Consider the following 21,446-nt stretch of genomic DNA (forward strand, 5'->3'; position numbering starts at 1 on the left):
TTTTCTTCAGTGTAACAACTTCTTTAATCTCACTCTTACCTTATTTAACTTCGGAATATTTCCCCATTCTTCCTCTGTAAAAATCGGCATCGTAAACAAACATATTGCTACAATTGCTCCTCCAAATCCAGCCGATGACAACGCGATTATGGCACTTAGTTCTCTAGAATCACCAGAAAAGAGCGACGTTAATCCATTTTTCCAAAGAAACGTCAACAATCCCATTCCACCTAAAACGCAGATGATCGGTACATAAGAGCTGAAAAAGCCTAAATATAGACTTTTTTTCTTTTTGAATGCTAGCAATAAAAAGGCAACCATTAAAATTACTGCTAAAACGGTAGACCATGCTGCTCCTAATGTACCGTAAATAGGAATGAGAATGAAATTACTGCTGAATTTTATGAAAACTCCAAGTACAACAGCTATAGCTGGTAAATATGTATAGTTATACCCTTGTAATACAGCTGAAATCGTAGTAAAAAGCGAAGAAAATAAAATCGCTAGACTCATTACTCTTAACACATTTGTACCAGTTGTATCGGTAAATAGTAGATAATTAGTCGGTTCAATAATAACAAATAACCCAACTGTAGCAGCTCCCCCAACTAAAATAGTCAAACGATAGGACAGGTTCTGATATTTTCGAGCTAGAGCCATATGTCCTTCCATAACCGCTTTTGACAACATCGGGACTAAAGCCAATGTCAAAGTAGTTGTTAGAATCGTACCAAGTTGAAGGAGGGGTTGACTCCGGTCAAACACCCCTTTTGCTTCAAAAGCTATTATTTCTATAGTGCTACTCTTTTGTAACAACCTGACAACGGTAAAGGCATCGATCAGTTGAAATAAGACTAATATTAACGCTGTTATGCAAATAAATATACTTTGCTTCATCAGTGCAAAGTTTCTCTTCATCATACTTAGGAAGTTCAGATCAAAAGGATGGACCAATTGCCTCACCCAGCGTGCTTTTGTCAGAAAAAGTAAAAGTAAAACTCCTGCTATTCCCCCAAAGACAGATCCATAAGCTGCTCCTGTTCCAATTGTATATGCATCAAATCTTAATTGCACAAACACATAGGTAAAACCTAATATGAATAATACACGCATAAATTGTTCCGCTATATGTGAAACCGCGGTCGGAATTAAGTCACCTTCTCCTTGATGGAAACCCCTTCCTACACTTAAAAACGGGAGCAGTAACACCACATAACTCATCGCTCGAATCGGGGTAGCTAGTCTGATGTCACCCATCATAAAAGCAATGCCCTTAGCAAATGTGAACAAACTGAACCAAGCCACAGCCGAAAACAATAGGAGCCCATAAAAGAACAAACTCATTATTTTTCTTGCTTCTTCTTCTTTCCCACTTGCTAGCAATTCTGCACGTTGCTTTGAAAGAACAACTGGAAACCCATACATCGCTAGAACCATGATGATTCCATAAAGAGGATAAACTTGTTGGTACACATAAAAACCGAGGTCGCCTGATAAATTTTGATAGGGAATTCGGTAAGCTGCACTTAATATTTTTGCAAGTAGTGCAACTCCAGATAAAAGGGCTATCCCTTTTAAAACACTTCTATTGTTTGAATTAGTTCCCTGCACGTTTCCTTTTCTCCTTAACTTTCTTTGAACCATCTTATCATAGATGATGCCATTTATAACAGATGGTCAGGGATTCACTTAAGTAAAACAGTTGAAGGATAATCGACATTTTTCCCATTACAAAAAAGCTCGTCCTCCTATAATGAGAGACAAGCTTTTTTTGATTAAGTATTGTTATTGCTCCATTTGCTTTGCTAAAAAGCTTGCTGCTGTTTCCGCTAGCTTTTGTTCAACCATCCCAGAAAGCTCGACTTCCTTACTAAAAATGACGACAGCGCCAATTGGATCTCCATTCGCAATAATTGGTGTAATAACATAGCCTTTTAACTCATCTGTATGGTCACCGACAAGGTTGTGCTCACCTGCACTTGTTTCCACCATTGTCTTACGATCATCCATACATTTTTCAACAATTTCACCGATAGCCTTATTAGCAAATTCCTTCTTTGGTGCACCAGCAACAGCTATAAATGTGTCACGGTCAGCAATCAATACATAGTGATTTAAACTATCATAAAGTGCCTCCGCATACTCTTTTGCAAAATCACCTAACTCAGAGATAGGCGAATATTTCTTTAAAATCACTTCGCCATCACGATCGACAAAAATCTCAAGAGGATCTCCTTCACGAATTCGAAGTGTTCTTCTGATTTCTTTCGGGATAACAACCCGTCCTAAATCATCAATACGTCGTACGATTCCTGTAGCTTTCATACTGTATTGCCTCACTTTCTAATGATGTATTCACTTGATGGTAAGTGGTAAGAAAATAACCATTTCTTTTCTTAACTATAGTATCTTTCTTAAAAAAAGAACTATTCACCAATCCATGAATTTGTTTGAAACCCATCATTTAGAAAAGGCAAGGAACTTTCAATTTATATTGTTATTTTTTTCCCTTCAGAATCCCTTCAACAATCTTTTCAATAAAAGATAAAACTTGTTCATCACTCAACGTTTTTGTTTTAATAACAAATTTAATCTTTTCTCCTGCTGTACCTAAAGCAACCTCTCGACCCATTTCATGAGTTAATTCAAACAGTTTCGATCCATCCATTAACTTCGAGGATTCTGCTGACAAGAGAATGTCAACTTGATCTTTCGCTTCCGTTATTTGCTCAATTCGCTCTTGATTGGCAAACAATTTAATTTGGGTCAAGCGAAGGAGAAAATCAACCTGTTTTGGATATTCACCAAATCGGTCAAACATTTCATCCTTTAGATCCGTAATATCTTCTACAGATTCTGCCCCCTTAAACCTTTTATACATTTCAATTTTTTGTTTTGCATCTTGAATATAACTCTCAGGAATATAGGCATCAATTTTCACATCCATTTCCACTAGGAACGGAGGCTCCTTTGGTTTATCGCCTTTTCTTTCCTCAATTGCTTCCTTCAACATTTGTGAATATAAATCAAAACCGACCGACTCGATAAAGCCGTGCTGCTGTGCTCCTAAGAGATTACCAGCACCTCTAATGGTCAAATCACGCATCGCAATTTTAAAACCAGATCCAAGCTCAGTGAACTCTTTAATGGCTTGTAGCCGTTTTTCTGCGACCTCTGTTAAGACTTTATCACGTTGATACGTAAAATAGGCATAGGCAACTCGGTTTGAACGGCCTACACGTCCTCGAATTTGGTAGAGTTGGGAGAGCCCCATCCGGTCCGCATTGTAAATAATCAACGTGTTTACATTCGGGATATCAACACCCGTCTCTATAATCGTAGTTGTTACTAGAACATCGCTATTTCCTTCTAAGAATTCGAGCATAATTGTTTCTAATTCACGCTCATTCATCTGTCCATGAGCATAACTGATCCGTGCGTCAGGCACAAGCATCGACAGTTGTTCCGTCATTCGTTCAATATCTTCCACTCGATTATAGAGGAAGTACACTTGACCACCACGAGTCATTTCACGCTCAATTGCTTCTCGGACGAGAGCAGCATTATACTCAACCACATACGTCTGAACCGGAAAACGATTTTCCGGTGGAGTCTCAATAACCGATAGATCACGAACACCAAGCATTGACATGTGCAACGTCCTTGGGATTGGCGTAGCTGTTAATGTGAGAACATCAATATTTGATTTGAGTTGCTTGATTTTTTCTTTATGTGTCACACCAAACCGCTGCTCTTCATCAACAATAAGTAAGCCTAAATCTTTAAAGAGAACATCTTTTGACAGAAGTCGATGTGTACCAACGATAAGATCGACTGAACCTGCTTTTACTCCTTTTAATGTTTCCGTTTGCTCTTTTCTTGAACGAAAGCGACTTAAAACCCCTATATTAATCGGATAATCAGAAAAACGTTCTTTAATCGTTTCATAGTGCTGTTGAGCTAAGATCGTCGTTGGAACTAAAATAGCGACTTGCTTTCCATCCATAATTGCTTTAAAAGCAGCTCGAATCGCTACTTCGGTTTTCCCATAGCCAACATCTCCACATAAAAGTCGATCCATTGGTCGAATATTTTCCATGTCAGCTTTAATTTCTGTAACCGTTCGAATTTGATCTTCTGTTTCTTGGTACTGAAATGATGATTCAAACCCTGCTTGTTCCAAACCATCTTTTGAAAAGGCATACCCTTTACTTGCTTCGCGCTCGGCATAAAGTTTAATGAGATCATCAGCGATATCCTCAACCGATGATTGAACTTTCTTCTTAACCTTCTTCCAATCATTACCGCCAAGTGCGTATATTTTGGGATCCTTCTCTTCAGACCCTACATATTTTTGAACTTGATCAATCTGTTCAACTGGGACGTAAAGTTTATCATTACCTGCATAACGTAAATGCAAATAATCTTTATGAAGTCCATTAATCTCTAATGTTTCAACACCTAAATATTTCCCAATACCATGGTTCGTATGCACAATTAAATCGCCAACTTTAAGCTCGGAGTAACTTTTGATTCGCTCCGCATTTGAGATGGCTTGCTTTCGCTGAGGTCTTTTCGCCTTTTTCTTAGCAAACACTTCCTCTTCTGTCACAACAACTAATTTACTTGCTGGCAATTCAAAACCTGATTGCATGTCACCAATCATAATTTGAACCTGTCCAGTTACTAATTCCGTAGCTTGTTCAACAATTCTCGTATCAATTCCTTCATCCTCTAAGTTGAGAGAAAGTCGTTTAGCACGCTCCATTGATTCAGCCATGAATACAACGGCTTGGTTGGCCTTTTTCCATCTTTCGATTTCCGATTGAAGCAGTTGCATTTGACCGTGAAATTGCTGCATTGATTTGCAGGTTACACTTATTACATTTTCTGGATTAGTCGATGCAACATGTTTTAAGAAAAGAGAGAGATAAAGAATAGAATTAGGCATTTTTTTAAATTGCTCAATTACTGGAACAGACATTGTGACATCATGAATGATTTCTCCTTGTTCCAGTAACGCTGTATTCCATTCCGCCTCTTCTTTTTCTAAGTTATCTGAAATCTCTTTCACCCGTGAGATCTCATCGATTGTAATTACGGTATCTTCGGGAAGATACGAAAGAAGGCAATGGTCGCCTTCATAATAAAGTGACATGTATTTGTACATGCCTTGAAAGGTCGATTGTTGTTTTAATTGTCCAATTTCATAAGATATATGCTGAGATAGTTTTTCTTTTGATTCCTTTGCTTTGATTTTTTTTAAGGAAACGGTCAAACCCTCTGATAGCAATTGTGATGCTCTATGATAGTGGCTCTTTTGCAAAATGATCTCTTGAGCTGGACCAATGACAACGGTTTTTCGTTCTTCTTTAGACCTTTGGTTGTCTACCTCAAATGTACGAATCGAATCAATTTCCGTATCGAACAGTTCAATTCGAATTGGGTTCTTTTCCGTTAATGGATAGAGATCAATAATACCTCCTCGAACACTTACTTCCCCTGGTGATGCCACCATATCAACGCGTTGGAAGCCCATAATGATTAGTTTTTCTAGCAAGGTATTAATATCACCAATATCAGTTCCAACTTCTAATGTAATTTGAGAGTCGTTCCAAACCTGAACAGGTGGAAGCTGCCTTCTTACTCCTGCTAATGGCGCAATAACAATTCCTTTAAATGATTGCACTAATTTATTTAAAACATCGATTCTTTGTGCCTTCATCTCAGGACTTGCAATCGCAATTTCAGCTGAGATCAATTCATTGACAGGATATAAAAGAACATTCTCTTCATTTAAGAAACTAACTAAGTCATCGTATAATTTTTGTGCTTGATATAAATTATGTGTGATGACAAGCATAGGTCTTCTTGATTCACGGTATAAAGAAGATATAAATAATGTCCTCGCAGATCCAGTTAACCCAGAAATAAGTTGTTCTTTCATATTGGTTTCCAAACCGTCTGAAACCGCTTTTACCTCTTCGTTTGATCGTAAGTACTGTTGCAATCCTAACATGATGTTCCCCCTGTTATTTCTTTACCTACAATGGGTTTCACTACCCATCTATGTATGTTCATCCTCTTGCCACCTATATTTATTCAATCACTCTTCTCTCTATTCTTGCTCAAGAACTAGAATCCTGCTCAAGGGTTATTCCAAAAGGGAAAATAATCAACTTCTTGAACAACCTTAAAGCACTAGATGGATTCCCTACTTGCCGATTTAGCTTAACGATTTTAATTCAAAGATAGTTAGAACAGAAAAACGCTTTGGTTATGAACCAAAGCTAATCCTCAGTGTGGAAATTATTGTATAACGTTATCTAATTCATACAAGTCTGGATTTCGTAATAAGGCTTCATGACAGTCTTCACAAATGGTATCTACATGAATATCCCCACTTGAATGGTATTTTACCATATCCGTTCGTTCTTGACTCGTTAGCTGATTAAATCCTAAAGTATCTGAATTGATCTGTTGCTCGATCTCACCTAACTTAACCTTACAATGGCGACATTGATAGTGAATAGCCAAGATAAAGCCCCCTTTTTGCTGATAGTACTACTCTTATTCTTAACAGCAAAGAAGCTCTCTATACGATTCTAATTAAATTCGTTCATAACTTCAAGAAAAGACTTTGACGTCCATGCTCGAACGGCTTTTGCAGCTTGAGTAATGGAATCCTTGACGGGTCCGCGCTGATCAGGATGATACGTTCCAAGCACATAATTTACAATTGGTTCTCCATTTTGAGGACGGTCAATTCCAATCCTAATTCGGTTAAACTCTGCTGTACCCAAATGTTGAATCAACGACTTAATACCGTTATGTCCTCCAGCACTGCCCTTTTGTCTTAGTCTGATTTTTCCTACTGGTAAGTCCATATCGTCATAGATGACAACAATATCCTTAATCCCAATATTAAAATAGTCCGCAAGTGGCCGAACCGATTCACCTGATAAATTCATGTATGTAAGGGGTTTCAACAAAAAAACCTTTTCCCCATTTACCATTCCCTGCCCATATAATCCTTTAAATTTAGTTTGACTTAATTCAATTTGCATTTCTTCGGCGCAATAGTCAATACAATCAAAACCGACATTATGCCGCGTACCCGCATATTTTTGACCTGGATTACCAAGCCCGACAACTAGCTTCAACTAAACCTCTCCTCACACTTTTAAAGAGAGGGCGACTGGGTCACCCTCTCTTAAACCTATTCTTCTGCCGGTTTTTCTTCTACTTCTTCCGTACCGCTTACTTCCTTATCACCAGCTTGGCCGTCCTCTTGCTCAGCTGCTTGTACCTGTACCGTAACAATTGTTTCATCGTCGGCACTTGTGATTGGAACAGAAACAGATGAACGAATATCAGCTACTTGAATCGAATCGCCGATATTTAAATTGGAGACATCAACTGTAATCTCTTCTGGGATATCTGATGGTAAACATCTCACCGTAACCTCATACATAAGATGGGATACCATACCACCTTCCTTTTCCCCAGGTACTTCCCCTTCTAACCGAACAGGAACACTCGCATCAATTTCTGAAGTCATATCGACTTCAAAAAAATCAACATGTGTATATTCATTCTTTAAAGGATCGATTTGCATATCATGAATCATTACCTGATGGTTTTTCTTTCCTGCTACATCAAGAGAGAATAATCCATTTTTTCCAACAGAGCGCACGGTTTTGAGAAACTCGACGCCTTCAACTGACACTGGTTGACTGTCAATTTTATTTCCATAAAGGATTGCAGGAACAAGCCCTTGTTTTCGAATCTTCCTTGTTGCTGAACCTCTTAAATCTTCTCTAGGGTTTGCTTTTAAAACTGTAGCCATGACTTTATCACCTCATAATAGTTTTAAAACTCTCTCTATACATATGTTCCCTTCTAGAGAAAATTTAAACGTTTTTTAGGGTGAATAAAAGGGTAAGGCTTGTTTTTTAGCTTGCTCGAGTAGATGGTTTATAAATTTTTAAACGCTTTTTTAAAATTTTCAAGGAAGCTTAAGCAGATTTGAAGATGCAATGGCTCCGCACGCTGATTTTTGCTTTAAATCTCAATCAAAGAGTGTACTTACTGATTGATTCTCATGTACGCGTATAATCGCTTCTCCCATGAGTGATGCTACTGAAAGTTCTGTTACTTTTTCGCTTTTCTTTTCATCATCTAAGACAATCGAATTGGTTACAACAAGTTCTTCTATTTTTGAATTGTTAATGCGCTCCATTGCAGGTCCAGATAATACTGGATGCGTACAACATGCATATACTTCTTTTGCCCCATGTTCAACGAGTGCATTAGCTGCTAACGTAATTGTTCCAGCCGTATCGATAATATCATCAATGATGATCGCTGTTTTTCCTTCAATGTTTCCAACGATGTTCATTACTTCAGAAACGTTAGGCTTAGGTCGGCGCTTATCAATGATGGCAATAGGAGCTTTTAATCGATCAGCCATTTTACGCGCACGTACAACTCCACCATGGTCAGGAGATACAATAACAATATCGTCTAATTCCTTTTGAGAGAAATATTCAGCTAAGATCGGCACACCCATTAATTGGTCAACTGGAATATCAAAGAAACCTTGAATCTGCGTTGCATGAAGATCAAGAGTTAGTACTCTTGTTGCACCCGCTGTTGTAATTAAGTTTGCAACAAGTTTAGCCGTAATAGGCTCACGAGCTCGTGCTTTGCGATCTTGGCGCGCATAGCCATAGTAAGGCATAACAACATTAATCGTTCTAGCAGATGCACGTTTTAAGGCATCAATCATAATTAAAAGCTCCATGATATGCTCATTTGCAGGAGCAGAAGTCGATTGAATTAAATAAACATCACAACCCCGGATACTTTCTTCAATATTAATTTGTACTTCGCCATCACTAAAACGAGTAACTGAGCTTTTACCCAATGTAACTCCAATATGATCTGAAATTTCCTGTGCTAGCCCTTTATTTGAATTCAGTGTAAAAACCTTTAAACTTGGATCGCCGTATTTAGCCACTTTTTTCCCTCCGCTATTCTAATTAGCTCTTTATTTCTTCTTTAAATAATCAGGTTTATTTGTTTGTCTTGCACGCGCAATCGAAAGTGATTCACCAGGTACATCATCAGTAATTGTTGAACCTGCCGCTACTAATGCGTTTTTACCAACTTTTACTGGTGCTATTAAATTGGCATTACAACCAATAAAGGCACCGTCATCAATAACCGTTTTAAACTTATTTTCACCGTCATAGTTAACTGTCACAGCACCACAACTGAAGTTTACATTTTCACCAATCTCAGCATCGCCAATATAGCTTAAATGAGATGCTTTGCTACCTTTTCCTAATGTAGCTTTCTTTGTTTCGACAAAATTACCAATTCTCACGTCATCAGAAATGACTGATTGTGGTCGAATATGTGCAAAAGGTCCAATAGTTACATTGTCTCCAACTATGCTATTATACACTACTGATTGTTTGATAACCGTTTTATCACCAATGGTACTGTCTTTTATTTCAGAATGAGGACCCACCAAACAATCTGCTCCAATTGTGGTAGCTCCTAAAATCACAGTTCCAGGCATAATAACCGTATCCTGACCAATTTCTGCTTCCGTTGAAATATAAGTATTAACAGGGTCGATAATGGTGACACCTTGTTTCATCCAATGTTCATTAATCCGGCGTTTCATGATCGTTTCTGCTTCAGCTAGTGCCACGCGATCGTTTACACCAATCGTTTCATCAAATGATGGCGTTTGATAAGCAGAAATTGTCTCACCATTATTTTTTAAAATTTCAATAACATCTGGGAGATAATATTCACCTTGAGCATTGTTATTTCCAACCTTCTCTAAAGCAGCAAATAAAGCAGCATTATCAAAGCAGTATGTTCCTGTATTGATTTCTTGAACGCTACGCTCTTCTTCTGATGCGTCTTTATGTTCAACAATTCGTGCAACAAGTCCGTCGTTGTCCCGAATAATTCTACCATATCCTGTTGGGTCTTCAGCCACTGCTGTTAAAATTGTTGCCTTAGCTTTTTCCTCGGCATGGCAAGTAAGCAAACGGTCAATCGTCTCGGCTGTTAATAGTGGAGTGTCTCCACAAAGAACGACTGTTGTACCACTTTTATTTTGTAAAATATCTGCGGCTTGCATAACAGCGTGTCCCGTACCTAATTGTTCTTTCTGAATGACATAAGAAACTTGATTCCCTAACTGCTCTTGAACGATTTCAGCCCCGAAGCCAACGACTGCTACTTTTTCCTCAAAACCTAAACTAGTAACTTGATCCACGACATGTTGAACCATTGGTTTTCCGCAAACCGGGTGTAATACTTTATATAATTTAGATTTCATTCTTGTTCCTTGACCTGCTGCTAGTATGATCGCATAACGATTGCTCATATTTCCCCTCCAGCTGTTCCGTTTTCCCTTACGAATATATCTTAAAACAGCAGGTATTTCAAGGAAATATCGCTTCTTATTACATTGACAAATTTTTGACACAACATTTTAAACAATAAGAGACCAGTAAATAAAAAAAGAAGATGACTCAAAAGGTCAGAAATTCACCTTGAGAAACATCTTCAGTAACGTTTAAGAAGCTCCAGCTTCTTCAAATTCAACTTCTTCGTATTCTCCTGCCTTCTCATACTCCGTTAAGACCGCATTTTGTATTTTTTCTCTAGTTGAAGAAGAAATTGGATGAGCAATATCACGGAATTCACCATCTGGAGTTCTTTTACTTGGCATTGCAACAAATAAACCGTTATTACCATCGATTACGCGAATATCATGCACTACAAATTCATGGTCAATTGTAATTGAAGCAATCGCTCTCATTCTTCCTTCTGTATTAACACGACGCAATCTCACATCTGTTACCTGCATGCTGGTCACCACCTATATTTGTGTTTGTCATACTTAATCAATTCTCTACAAAACTGATAAATCCTTCTTTAGTCAAAAAATATTTTATACTTTTTTAAATGAATTTTCTCATACGTTAATTAAGAACTTTAAGATCTATTAGTGAAATCGTATTTATTAGCTACTTCACTAAAAAAGCTGGCACATCTACCAAATTTAGAAAAAAATAAAAAAACCTTTAACCATGCTAATCCAATTGGAATTAACTAGGCTAAAAGTCTCTTTTTTAAAATTTAAAGAAGGCAGCGGTTACGCTCATTGCTTCTAAGAAAAGAAGGCTACTTATTTAACTAACGCAATAACTTCAATTTCAATTTGAACATCTTTAGGTAAGCGCGCTACCTCTACACAAGATCTCGCTGGTTTGTGCTCGCTGAAATATTGACCATAGACTTCATTAATTCGTGGAAAGTCATCCATGTCTTTAATAAAAACTGTAGCTTTTATAACGGTCTCGAATGACGCACCGGCTTCCGTCAAGACAGCTTGAAGATTCTTAAAAACTTGGTGTGTTTGTTCTTCTACCGTCCCTTGTACTAAATCGCCCTCAGCTGTTAATGGAATCTGACCAGAGCTATAAAAAAGGTTATTAACAATCATCCCTTGAGAATAAGGTCCAATTGCGTCTGGTGCTAATTTAGTGTAAACAGTTTTCATTTTTCATCCCTCAATTCGATCGTTTTTAATAAATCTAATACATTTCCTGGTTCTACTTTAATGGTTCTATTTCTTACATCAACTTCAGTAAGCCTTGTAATAGACATATACTCGTCAATTAATCGCTCTTCTACTCCAATTGTCTCGACTAGTACACCAATTCCTACTAACTCTGCTTGAAATTCTTCAAGCAAGTCCATCATTCCTCTAATCGTTCCACCGGCCTTCATAAAGTCATCAATAATAAAAACCCGTGAACCTGGAGCCAAACTTCTTCTTGCTAATGTCATCGTTTGAATTCGTTTAGAAGACCCTGACACATAATTAATACTCACCATCGAGCCTTCTGTAACTAAATGGTCTCTTCGCACAATACTGACAGGTACATTTAAATACTGGCCAACTGCATATGCTAACGGAATTCCTTTTGTTGCAACCGTTAGAACCGCGTCAATTTTTTGATTTGCTAGAACCGAGGCAAATACTTGACCGAGTTTTTGAATGAATTTAGGATTCCCTAATAAATCCATCATATATAAGTAACCACCAGGAAGAATACGTTCAGGTACAGCTAGTTGCTCAATGACTTCATTTACAAATTCCTCAACTTGTTCTTGATGAATTCGCGGGATGTACTTAACCCCACCGCTTGCTCCGGAAATCGTTAAAAGGGAACCATACCCTTCATCTTCAAAAATTTCTTTTACAATTACAAGATCCTCACTAATAGAAGATTTTGCTGATTGGTAACGTTCTGAAAAACGAGTAAGTGAGATCACTTCATGAGGATGCTGAAGTAAAAAATGGGTCATATCTACAAGACGACCACTACGTTTTAGCTTTTTCATGCTACCTCCAAAAACCGAATATTTTCATTTAATATACCACGTTTGTTCGGTTTCTATCAAGAGTCTGTTGAACGTATGATCCGAACGGCAAAGACATCCTGACAAAACCCCCTCAAACCATTGTAAACTCGGTGCAAGCGTGATTCATGTTCAACAAGTCCAAATACAGTAGGTCCGCTACCACTCATAAGAACACCATCCGCTCCAAAGCGAATCATTTGTTCTTTTATGTTTTTTACTTCTGGGTATAAATCCAATGTAACCGATTCAAGAACATTATGTAAGTTGTTGCAGATTCCAGAAAAACTTTGCTCTTCAATTGCCTTAATCATAGCTGATGTGTTCGCATGCTCAACCTCATTTACCTTTAAACGTTTGTATACTTCGGCAGTTGACACACCAATTGGTGGCTTGGCTAAAATCACCCAACATGGTGGTGGAGAAGGAATCGCTTTTATCATTTCCCCTCGCCCTGTTGCCAAAGCCGTCCCTCCATACACACAAAATGATACGTCTGAACCAATCTCTGCTCCCATCACGGCAAGCTCGTCCAAACTTAAACCTAAATTCCACAACTGATTTAACCCTTTTAATGTGGCTGCAGCATCACTACTGCCGCCTGCCAAACCAGCAGCAACTGGAATTCTTTTGGTAATATAAATCGATACTCCCCTTTTTATTTGGCAATGTTTGCGCAACAAAGAAGCAGCTTGATAAGCTAAATTCCGATGATCATTAGGAACAAACCCTTCGGAAACATCGACTGTGATGAGCCCATCATCGGTGTCGGTTAAATCAATTCGATCAGCTAAGTCAACCATTGTCATAATCATTTCAACTTCATGAAATCCATCATCTCGCTTATTTATCGCATCAAGCGACAAATTAATTTTCGCCGGTGCTTTCACAGAACATTTCACACTAGTCACCTTCTATATCCATTTGCTTAAGCTATTTTATCATTTGTCCACTTAACATACCACAATCTGATCATTTTTCTATCATGTCGGTAATAAAATGAGGTCATTTTTTTATAAAACGGAATTTCATTAGTCTTTCATCAGTTTCACCGACTATAAATAAAACAAACATGAAATGATTTTAAAGATCAAAAAAACCAGGTTTTACACCTGGTTATCAAATCACTATCTTTTCTGGCTCTGTTCATTTACTAACTGTTGCTCAGCTATTTCTATGGCTCTTTTAACCATGTTACCAGCATCCCTTGCGCGAATGCCTCCCCACCCCTCTTTTTGAACGGTGTCATAAAAGCCAAGCTCTTTCGCTAGTTCTTCTTTGAATTGGTCAGACATGATTCCTCTTCTTCTACTCATGTCACAACAACTCCTTTATCAGCTAATCAGAAAAGTGTTAGCGCCTTGGCACGTTGCTCGTACCGAGACGGTATTAGTATTTGTCATCACACAAATATAACCCACTGAAGAATTTACCTTCAGTGGGTTATGTTTGTGTGTATATCTAGTCATACATTATGCTTTTATAACAGTTGAATCGATGCCTTCTTCACAAAGCATTAATTCTACAGTTTCCGTTAGGATATCTGCATAACTGTAAGAAACTCGTTCAAACGCATTTTGTTGTTCATCCAATTTCACGATAAACACAGAAGGGTAAGTTTCTTCAAGGAGACCAGAACGTTCTGACGTTTTCCGACGACCACCATTTGCTTTAATCGTGATTCTCTTACCAACATTAGCATCTAATGCGCGCTTAATGTCTATTAACGTTTTTGCCATTACTACACCCCACCTCACTGTATATGTAGTATACCACAATCTACATTTTTCGTCAAATAAATTTAAAATTATAACAAGTGAACAAGATTTTTGTCAATGATTTTGACGATAAAAAATAAAAAGTATTACTACTAATTCAAGATTAGTATGGCAGAAAGGGAAAAATTTTATGTATAGAAAAAAAGTGAAACTTCTTTGAAGACTATTCCAGTCAAATGCTACTGGTTTAATTTATGAAAAAAGATGACTCGAGATCTTTATTACGACTAGTTTCAAAAACAGTAAATAAAGACCTTCCTGAGTCATCTTAATTTAATCATATTTAATTGGCATCCCGCGTCTCATAACTCCCTTTGTCTCTATCCCACCTAGCCCTTGTTCGCCACTTATTGTATTGCGCAATACATCAGTGAGACTAATACGGTCCATAAAGGACGTAAGACTAACTCTTGCGGCAATATAAACAGGATCTAGGGCGTGTATATTGATCCGCTCAGGTGAGCTAGCAAAATTAGCGCCTGCTTTAATTAATGTTTCAAAATGAGACTGACAGGCACCAGCAAAAACCACCAGTTCATCGCGATGCCTAGCATGCTTTCTGGCGGCTCTTACACACTTAGCAAAATACTTAGTATGGCGATAGGACCTAGAATCGTCTTCAGACCCTTTTCCCTTTAAATAAGCATCATGTCCTGTGACAACCACAATATCTGGCTGAACCATCTCAAGCAAAGAACTAATTTGTTCAGGCATTTCCTTTTCATGAAGATGAACACCATAAACAGGTACACCTAACTTATTGTAAAGATCTGTACATTTACGTAAATACAAAGGATCTCCATCTATATGCAGGACACGTCCTCGCAACTCAAAATAATTTGGTTCTCTTTGATAGCCAGATGTTACTTCATACTCTCCTCGCTGTTTCATGAGCTTTGCGTCTTGTCTAAAAAGCAGATATGAATGCTCTTCAATCTCCTTAAATTTTTTCTCGTGTTCAGATCGATCTTTTTCAGAAACGATTACGACATCATCTAGTGGGGCATCGGCAAGTAGACGCATATCCTCACCAGCGAGTACCACATAGTCTGGATATACCTCTATTACCCTAAATAACAGATCGCACTGATACGAAGGGCGAGCGACGATATCCCCTTTTTTCAGTTTCATTGTCACGCCTCCTCTCCAATTAAAATATGTGGGGAGGCGGGCTAATGTGCGAAGAACCTTATAATCTTTTTAAAAGAGCGTCGCTTAATTTAGCAAACTCGTCCAATGAAAGAGTTTCTCCTCGTCTTCTCGGGTCAATTCCAGCTTCTTCTAGTGCTTCTTCTATCGCCGTTTTTTTCTCTTTTGTTCCTAAGTTATGAACTAAGTTATTAAGAATTGTTTTACGTCTATTAGCAAAACAAGCATGAAACACTTTGAAAAAATAAGCCTCATCTTGTACAGCTACAGCCGGCTCTTCCCTGATCGTCAAACGTAAAACGGCTGAGTCCACTCGTGGTTGTGGGACAAATACAGTCGCTGGAACAGTCATAACTTTTTCAGCTATTGCATAATACTGAGCAGCAATCGATAGCGCTCCATATTCTTTCGTTCCTGGTTTTGCAGCTATTCGATCTGCTACTTCAGCTTGAATCATCACAACGACTCCACGGATCGGCAAATGCTCCTCGAGTAGCTTCATCAAAATAGGGGTTGTGACATAGTAGGGTAGATTCGCGACCACCATTAAGTCATCTACACCTTGAAACTGTTGTTCAATAGTTCCCTCTATATCTGCTTTCAAAACATCTGAATGAATAATTTCAACGTTATCATAGGGTTGCAACGTATCATCGAGTACTGGTAACAATCTTTGATCAATTTCAAAAGAAACAACCTTTTTAGCTTTCTTCGCTAACTGTTCTGTTAAAGCACCAATCCCAGGACCTATCTCAATGACACCTGTTGCTTCTGTGATGTTGGCCGCAGCAACAATGTTTCGAAGCACATTCGTATCAATTAAGAAGTTTTGACCTAAACTTTTCTTAAAGTTAAACCCATATTTATTTAAAATTTCTTTTGTTCTTTGTGGTGTTGCAATGTCTTTCATCATGATTCCTTTTCCTCCTCAAACACGCACTCCATCGCTTGTGAAAACTCGGCAGCTGTAATCCGAAACTTTTGTAGTCTTTTATGTAGTTGTTTTCCATTGGCATAGCCAATTCGTAGCAAGTCCCCTATTCGCTCACGTCTTTTTCTCGAGGTAGGTCCTGCAATTAGACCCGCATCATGAAGATCTTGCCACGTAATCACTTCCAGATACTGTTCATTTTCTTCTTTTGCATGCAGCAACGCTTCTTGAATCGCTTTTGATGATGCATTTTCTACACCTAGATCGTCAAGATTCTTAGAAATGGCTTCTTTCTTTGGCAAAAATGCATGTTTGCATGCTGGGATGCGTTTGCTAATGATATGCCGAATCCGATCGCCCGGATAATCAGGGTCTGTAAAAATGATCACACCGCGACGTTCTTGTGCTAATTCAATTTGCTTAAGTGTACTTTCACTAACAGCAGAGCCATTTGTTTCAATCGTATCTGCTTCTACCGCTCTTTTTACAGCCACTGTATCATCTTTGCCTTCAACGACAATCACTTCTCTTATTTTCATCTTTTTACCCCTAACAAGATGTAGCAACTGAAAAAGATAAAATCAGCCTTCTTCAGTAGCCACAACAAAATAGGCTTCTCTTTTAGTTTAGCCTTTACCACCTGTTTACATAAATATAAGCGAAATCAGTTTAAACAACAAGAAAAGCACAGGGTGGTTAGCCACTCTGTGCCCGAATATAGGTTATTTTATAATGGTAACCTTTACTGTACGCGTTCCCCAACGGTAAGCGTCTGACTTCGTAGGGACGTGAACATCAATCTTGTTCCCTTTAATTGCTCCACCTGTATCTCCTGCAATCGCTTCGCCGTATCCTTCTACATGAACACGTGAACCAAGAGGAATGACATTTGGATCTACAGCAATCACTTTCATATTACGGTTCTTATTCAAATTAATGCCCGTTGCTGTGATTCCGCTACATCCACTACATCCAGCTGTATAGGCTGTAGCTTTTACTGTGAATGTCCGACCATTACTTGATGTTGTATTACTTGAACTTGAGCTTGGAGTCGACCCACGTGATACAGCCGGTGCTGGTTGTGTACCAATCGCTACAATACGATCCTTGCTTTCTATTACTGTGTCTGTTTTTAACAGCTTTCTTGAAACTTCATTTCCATCTTCAAGAACCACTTCATAATGCTTAGTAACTTTTCCGTTTTCTCCTGATTGAACGACCTTTTCTTTCCCACTACGCAATTTTTCATCTTTGCGAGTAACCGTTCCAAAAGCAACAGACTCTTCCACCACATCGGTGACTTTTTCTACACGTATTACTTTAATCTCTGATTCCTGGTTAAGCCTAGCTGCTAAACCTGGCTCAACACGATCAAGCTCACCTAATGTAACACTTTCTCTCTCTAAAAAGTCAGCGACAGTCGTCGAAGTTGTCCATAATTCATGTTGTTCACCGTCACTAGTAAGCTCAACTTGAAAGGCAGATTCATAGATTAGATTCATTCTATCAGTTATTTCTTCACTCAATGCTGGTGCAATAAAATCATGTTCTTTTACTTCAATATTTAATTCTTTTATAAATTCTTCAACATTATCTGCGGTTGTCCATACCGGTTCTTCATGATTATGCATCGTGACAAATACTTCTTTTGCTTGCTCCCAGGCAATATTCATATTACCCGAAATCTCAGCATCTAACCCGGGCTCCACTTGATCATATTCTTGGACGTTCCATTCCTGCTCCTTCATCAACTCAGCAACTGTCGATGCATGCGTTTGCACCTTAACTTCTTCTCCATCAATAGAGATTGTTACAGTTGCCTTTGTCGCCTCATATGCAGCGTAAGTAATCACGCCTGCGAAGAGAATGAGACTGACAACGGAGATTACCAACTTCCTTCCAAAACTCATTGCGGAAAGGAACTGGCTCCTGTTTGTTTCCATCTCAAAGCATTCCTCCTTCTAACGTCAAAAATTATAAACACTGTTCCCCCTTTTGTCAATGCTCTAATTTTAGTGAATTCCGCATTGTTCTCATTATCTATGAAAACAAGTGCAAAGAAAACAAAAACTTATCGACACGTCCACTGTATGATGACAAGTTACTTTGTAGAACTAGTTCGAATCAGACGAAACTTAGACAAGCCTCGTCATTACTCTTCACCATTCGCTATCAAGATAGGCCAAAAAGTTTTTTTGCATTGGCAGTTGTTTGCTCTGCGATTTGCTCATATTCCATTTCGCGTAATTCTGCAATTTGTTCTGCCACAAGCTTTACTAACGCTGGTTCATTTCTTTTTCCTCGAAAAGGATGGGGAGCTAAATAAGGACAATCTGTCTCAATAAGTAAACGGTCTAACGGAATTTCCTGGGCCACTTGTTTTGGACGTTTTGCATTTTTAAATGTAACCGGGCCCCCAAGAGATATATGAAAGTTCATACGCAAACATTCCTGTGCAATCTCAACACTGCCACCAAAACAGTGCATGATGCCCCCCACTTCATGGGCTTCTTCTTCTTTTAATATATTTACAATATCTTGATCGGCATCCCGATTATGAATAACAATTGGCAATTTGACCTTTTTAGCTAAGCGAATTTGTTTACGAAACACGACTTTTTGAATGTCCTTTGGTGATTTGTCCCAGTGATAATCAAGACCCATTTCACCTAATGCTACCACTTTAGGGTTTGAGCTTAATTCCTCTAACCAATCTAAATGCTTGTCTTCCATATCGATTGCATCTACTGGGTGCCAACCAACTGCTGCATATAAAAAATCATATGTATCGATCAATTTTAACGCACGATTAATTGTTTTTTCATCAAAGCCAACGACAACCATCGTTTCAACTCCTGCTTCTTTGGCACGAGTGATAACTTCTTCTAGGTCTTCATCAAATTGATCTGCATTTAAGTGTACATGTGTATCAAATAACATTGTTTTAGCCCCTTTATTATTTTACTAATATAATAAAGGAGAGAATAATTACTCTCTCCTTCACTTGTATTATTTTACTTTTGCTCCATTTGGTAAACTTCCATCAATTGTAGCCAGTTGTAGTTTCTTTCCTTTTGACCCAGCTAAAATCATTCCTTGAGACAGTTCGCCGCGAAGTTTGACAGGCTTTAAGTTCGTCACACAGATTACTTTTTTACCAACGAGATCCTCTGGAGAATAGTATTTTGCTATACCAGATACAACCTGTCGTTGCTCAAATCCAAGATCTAATTGTATTTTTAGCAAACGATCTGCTCCTGATACTGGTTCCGCTTTTAATACTTCTGCTACATGCAGTTCTACTTTCGTAAAATCTTCAATGGTAATTTCATTTTCATTTACTTCAGGTACTTCTTGATTTGTAGGTGCTTCCGTCTTTGTACCACCCATCAGACTAACGATATGGGCAACTTCTTCTTCCATATCTAGACGTGGGAAGATCGGCTCTCCTTTTTCGACATTTGTGCCAACTGGTATTTGCGCAAATGATGCGAGACTCGACCATGTCGTGACCTCTGCTTTAAGACCTAATTGTGCCCAAATACGCTTTGGTGTTGCCGTCATAAATGGTTGCACCATAATCGAAACTTGACGCAATGATTCAGCTAAATGGTACATAACGGAGCCAAGTTCTGACTTCTTCGTCTCATCCTTAGCTAGAACCCATGGCTGTGTTTCATCAATGTATTTATTTGTACGACTAATTAATTGCCAAATGGCCGTTAAAGCAACTGAGAATTCCATCTCTTCCATTGCTTTTTCTACTTTGACAACCGTTGACTGAACTAAATCAACAAGGCCCGCATCAAAAGGTGTTGCATCCTTCACATAAACTGGAATTTCACCATCAAAATACTTATTAATCATCGCCACTGTGCGATTTAATAAATTGCCTAAATCGTTAGCTAAATCGTAATTCACACGTTCAACAAAACCTTCTGGTGTAAACACGCCATCCGAACCAAAAGGAACTTCACGAAGGAGATAATAACGCAATGCATCTAAACCGTAACGATCAATAAGTGGCACCGGATCTACAACATTGCCTTTTGACTTTGACATTTTTCCATCTTTCATTAGAAGCCAACCATGTCCAAACACTTTTTTCGGCAATGGTAAGTCAAGTGCCATCAGCATTATTGGCCAATAAATCGTATGGAAACGAACAATTTCTTTTCCTACTAAGTGAACATCAGCTGGCCAATATTTATTATAAAGCTCTTCATTCTCGCTGCCATACCCAAGCGCAGTAATATAATTAGATAACGCATCAATCCAAACGTACACAACATGCTTAGGATTACTTGGAACTTGCACGCCCCATTTAAACGAAGTACGAGATACAGCTAGGTCCTCTAGACCTGGTTTAATAAAATTATTAATCATTTCATTTTTCCGAGACTCAGGCTGAATAAATGTTGGATTCTCTTCGTAAAACTTCAATAGGCGGTCAGCATAGTTGCTCATTTTGAAAAAGTAGGATTGCTCACGTACCTTTTCAACTGGATGTCCGCTATCTGGGCTTTTTCCACCAATCACTTCCCCAGCTTCATTTTTAGTCGGATCGACAAGTTGACGCTCTGTATAGAAGGTCTCATCAGGTATCGAATACCAACCCTCGTATTCATCCAAGTAAATATCGCCCTTTTCAAGCAAATGCTCAAAGATTTGCTCAACGACTTTTTTGTGACGATCTTCTGTCGTACGAATAAAATCGTCATACGAGACATCTAACTTCTTCCAGAGCTCTTGAATACCAGCAACGATCTGATCGGTAAACTCCTGTGGGGTTTGTCCTTTTTCAGCTGCCTTTGTTTCAATCTTTTGTCCATGCTCATCCGTTCCCGTTAAAAACCGGACCTCATAGCCACGTAAACGTTTGTAACGAGCCATCGCATCCCCAGCCACAGTCGTATAAGCATGGCCGATATGGAGCTTATCACTCGGGTAATAAATTGGTGTTGTTAAATAGAACGTCTTTTTTTCAGTCACAATCTTTCCTCCTCATTTTCTGCATACAAAAAGCCCTCATCCTAGGGACGAGAGCTCCTCTCACGTGGTACCACCCAAATTCCCTTTCTGTCTCACAACAAAAAGGCTCACGAAGTCAACAAGACTTCCTCTGT

At 38.5% G+C, this 21,446-nt stretch carries 20 protein-coding genes; all 20 read right to left on the reverse strand.

The features are described from left to right. Window positions 1-6 precede the first annotated feature (6 nt). Window positions 7-1,611 carry a putative polysaccharide biosynthesis protein gene (locus tag LDX58_RS21070; RefSeq protein ID WP_227939123.1) on the reverse strand — a complete coding sequence of 535 codons (1,605 nt, stop codon included), beginning with the start codon at window positions 1,609-1,611 and terminating at the stop codon, window positions 7-9. Window positions 1,612-1,785: 174 nt separating this feature from the next. Further along, on the reverse strand, window positions 1,786-2,325 hold the full coding sequence (gene spoVT / locus LDX58_RS21075) for a stage V sporulation protein T (RefSeq protein WP_227939124.1): 540 nt from the start codon (window positions 2,323-2,325) through the stop codon (window positions 1,786-1,788). 172 nt (window positions 2,326-2,497) lie between these two features. Next, entirely contained in the window at window positions 2,498-6,019 is a 3,522-nt protein-coding gene (mfd, locus tag LDX58_RS21080; RefSeq protein ID WP_227939125.1) for a transcription-repair coupling factor, read from the reverse strand. A gap of 290 nt (window positions 6,020-6,309) precedes the next feature. Next, window positions 6,310-6,537, reverse strand: coding sequence for an anti-sigma-F factor Fin (gene fin, locus LDX58_RS21085; protein WP_227939126.1), 228 nt, complete (start codon window positions 6,535-6,537; stop codon window positions 6,310-6,312). A gap of 68 nt (window positions 6,538-6,605) precedes the next feature. Then, window positions 6,606-7,163: an aminoacyl-tRNA hydrolase gene (pth, locus tag LDX58_RS21090; protein ID WP_227939127.1), complete on the reverse strand. Its 558-nt coding sequence runs from the start codon at window positions 7,161-7,163 to the stop codon at window positions 6,606-6,608. A 56-nt stretch (window positions 7,164-7,219) separates the two neighbouring features. Continuing rightward, window positions 7,220-7,849, reverse strand: coding sequence for a 50S ribosomal protein L25/general stress protein Ctc (locus tag LDX58_RS21095; RefSeq protein WP_227939129.1), 630 nt, complete (start codon window positions 7,847-7,849; stop codon window positions 7,220-7,222). A gap of 222 nt (window positions 7,850-8,071) precedes the next feature. Next, entirely contained in the window at window positions 8,072-9,022 is a 951-nt protein-coding gene (locus tag LDX58_RS21100; protein ID WP_227939131.1) for a ribose-phosphate diphosphokinase, read from the reverse strand. Window positions 9,023-9,052: 30 nt separating this feature from the next. Further along, window positions 9,053-10,414 (reverse strand): bifunctional UDP-N-acetylglucosamine diphosphorylase/glucosamine-1-phosphate N-acetyltransferase GlmU, encoded by a 1,362-nt coding sequence (glmU, locus tag LDX58_RS21105; RefSeq protein WP_227939133.1) that lies wholly within the window; start codon window positions 10,412-10,414, stop codon window positions 9,053-9,055. A 192-nt stretch (window positions 10,415-10,606) separates the two neighbouring features. Beyond that, complete coding sequence (gene spoVG / locus LDX58_RS21110; RefSeq protein WP_227939134.1) at window positions 10,607-10,900, reverse strand: septation regulator SpoVG; 294 nt, start codon at window positions 10,898-10,900, stop codon at window positions 10,607-10,609. 321 nt (window positions 10,901-11,221) lie between these two features. Further along, on the reverse strand, window positions 11,222-11,596 hold the full coding sequence (locus tag LDX58_RS21115) for a RidA family protein (RefSeq protein ID WP_227939137.1): 375 nt from the start codon (window positions 11,594-11,596) through the stop codon (window positions 11,222-11,224). Further along, a complete protein-coding gene (gene purR, locus LDX58_RS21120; protein ID WP_227939139.1) occupies window positions 11,593-12,444 on the reverse strand; it encodes a pur operon repressor in 852 nt (283 codons plus the stop codon). The genes LDX58_RS21115 and purR overlap by 4 nt, the downstream gene beginning before the upstream one ends. 56 nt (window positions 12,445-12,500) lie before the next feature. Further along, a complete protein-coding gene (ispE, locus tag LDX58_RS21125) occupies window positions 12,501-13,364 on the reverse strand; it encodes a 4-(cytidine 5'-diphospho)-2-C-methyl-D-erythritol kinase (protein ID WP_227939141.1) in 864 nt (287 codons plus the stop codon). 225 nt (window positions 13,365-13,589) lie between these two features. After that, on the reverse strand, window positions 13,590-13,778 hold the full coding sequence (locus LDX58_RS21130) for a small, acid-soluble spore protein, alpha/beta type (protein WP_227939143.1): 189 nt from the start codon (window positions 13,776-13,778) through the stop codon (window positions 13,590-13,592). 156 nt (window positions 13,779-13,934) lie between these two features. Beyond that, complete coding sequence (gene veg, locus LDX58_RS21135) at window positions 13,935-14,201, reverse strand: biofilm formation stimulator Veg (protein ID WP_210599344.1); 267 nt, start codon at window positions 14,199-14,201, stop codon at window positions 13,935-13,937. Between the two features lie 312 nt (window positions 14,202-14,513). After that, window positions 14,514-15,371, reverse strand: a complete 858-nt coding sequence (gene yabG / locus LDX58_RS21140) for a sporulation peptidase YabG (RefSeq protein ID WP_227939144.1) — start codon at window positions 15,369-15,371, stop codon at window positions 14,514-14,516. 58 nt (window positions 15,372-15,429) lie between these two features. Next, on the reverse strand, window positions 15,430-16,302 hold the full coding sequence (gene rsmA / locus LDX58_RS21145) for a 16S rRNA (adenine(1518)-N(6)/adenine(1519)-N(6))-dimethyltransferase RsmA (RefSeq protein WP_289623531.1): 873 nt from the start codon (window positions 16,300-16,302) through the stop codon (window positions 15,430-15,432). Further along, complete coding sequence (gene rnmV / locus LDX58_RS21150) at window positions 16,299-16,859, reverse strand: ribonuclease M5 (RefSeq protein ID WP_227939146.1); 561 nt, start codon at window positions 16,857-16,859, stop codon at window positions 16,299-16,301. Before rnmV ends, rsmA begins: the two co-directional genes overlap by 4 nt. A gap of 183 nt (window positions 16,860-17,042) precedes the next feature. Further along, window positions 17,043-18,263, reverse strand: coding sequence for a resuscitation-promoting factor (locus LDX58_RS21155; RefSeq protein WP_227939148.1), 1,221 nt, complete (start codon window positions 18,261-18,263; stop codon window positions 17,043-17,045). A gap of 229 nt (window positions 18,264-18,492) precedes the next feature. After that, window positions 18,493-19,260, reverse strand: coding sequence for a TatD family hydrolase (locus LDX58_RS21160; RefSeq protein WP_227939150.1), 768 nt, complete (start codon window positions 19,258-19,260; stop codon window positions 18,493-18,495). Between the two features lie 69 nt (window positions 19,261-19,329). Next, on the reverse strand, window positions 19,330-21,315 hold the full coding sequence (gene metG / locus LDX58_RS21165; RefSeq protein ID WP_227939184.1) for a methionine--tRNA ligase: 1,986 nt from the start codon (window positions 21,313-21,315) through the stop codon (window positions 19,330-19,332). Between the last annotated feature and the right edge of the window lie 131 nt (window positions 21,316-21,446).

Origin of the sequence: Alkalihalobacillus deserti, from assembly GCF_020734105.1 — a bacterium.
Taxonomy (GTDB): Bacteria; Bacillota; Bacilli; order Bacillales; family Bacillaceae_D; genus Halalkalibacter; species Halalkalibacter deserti.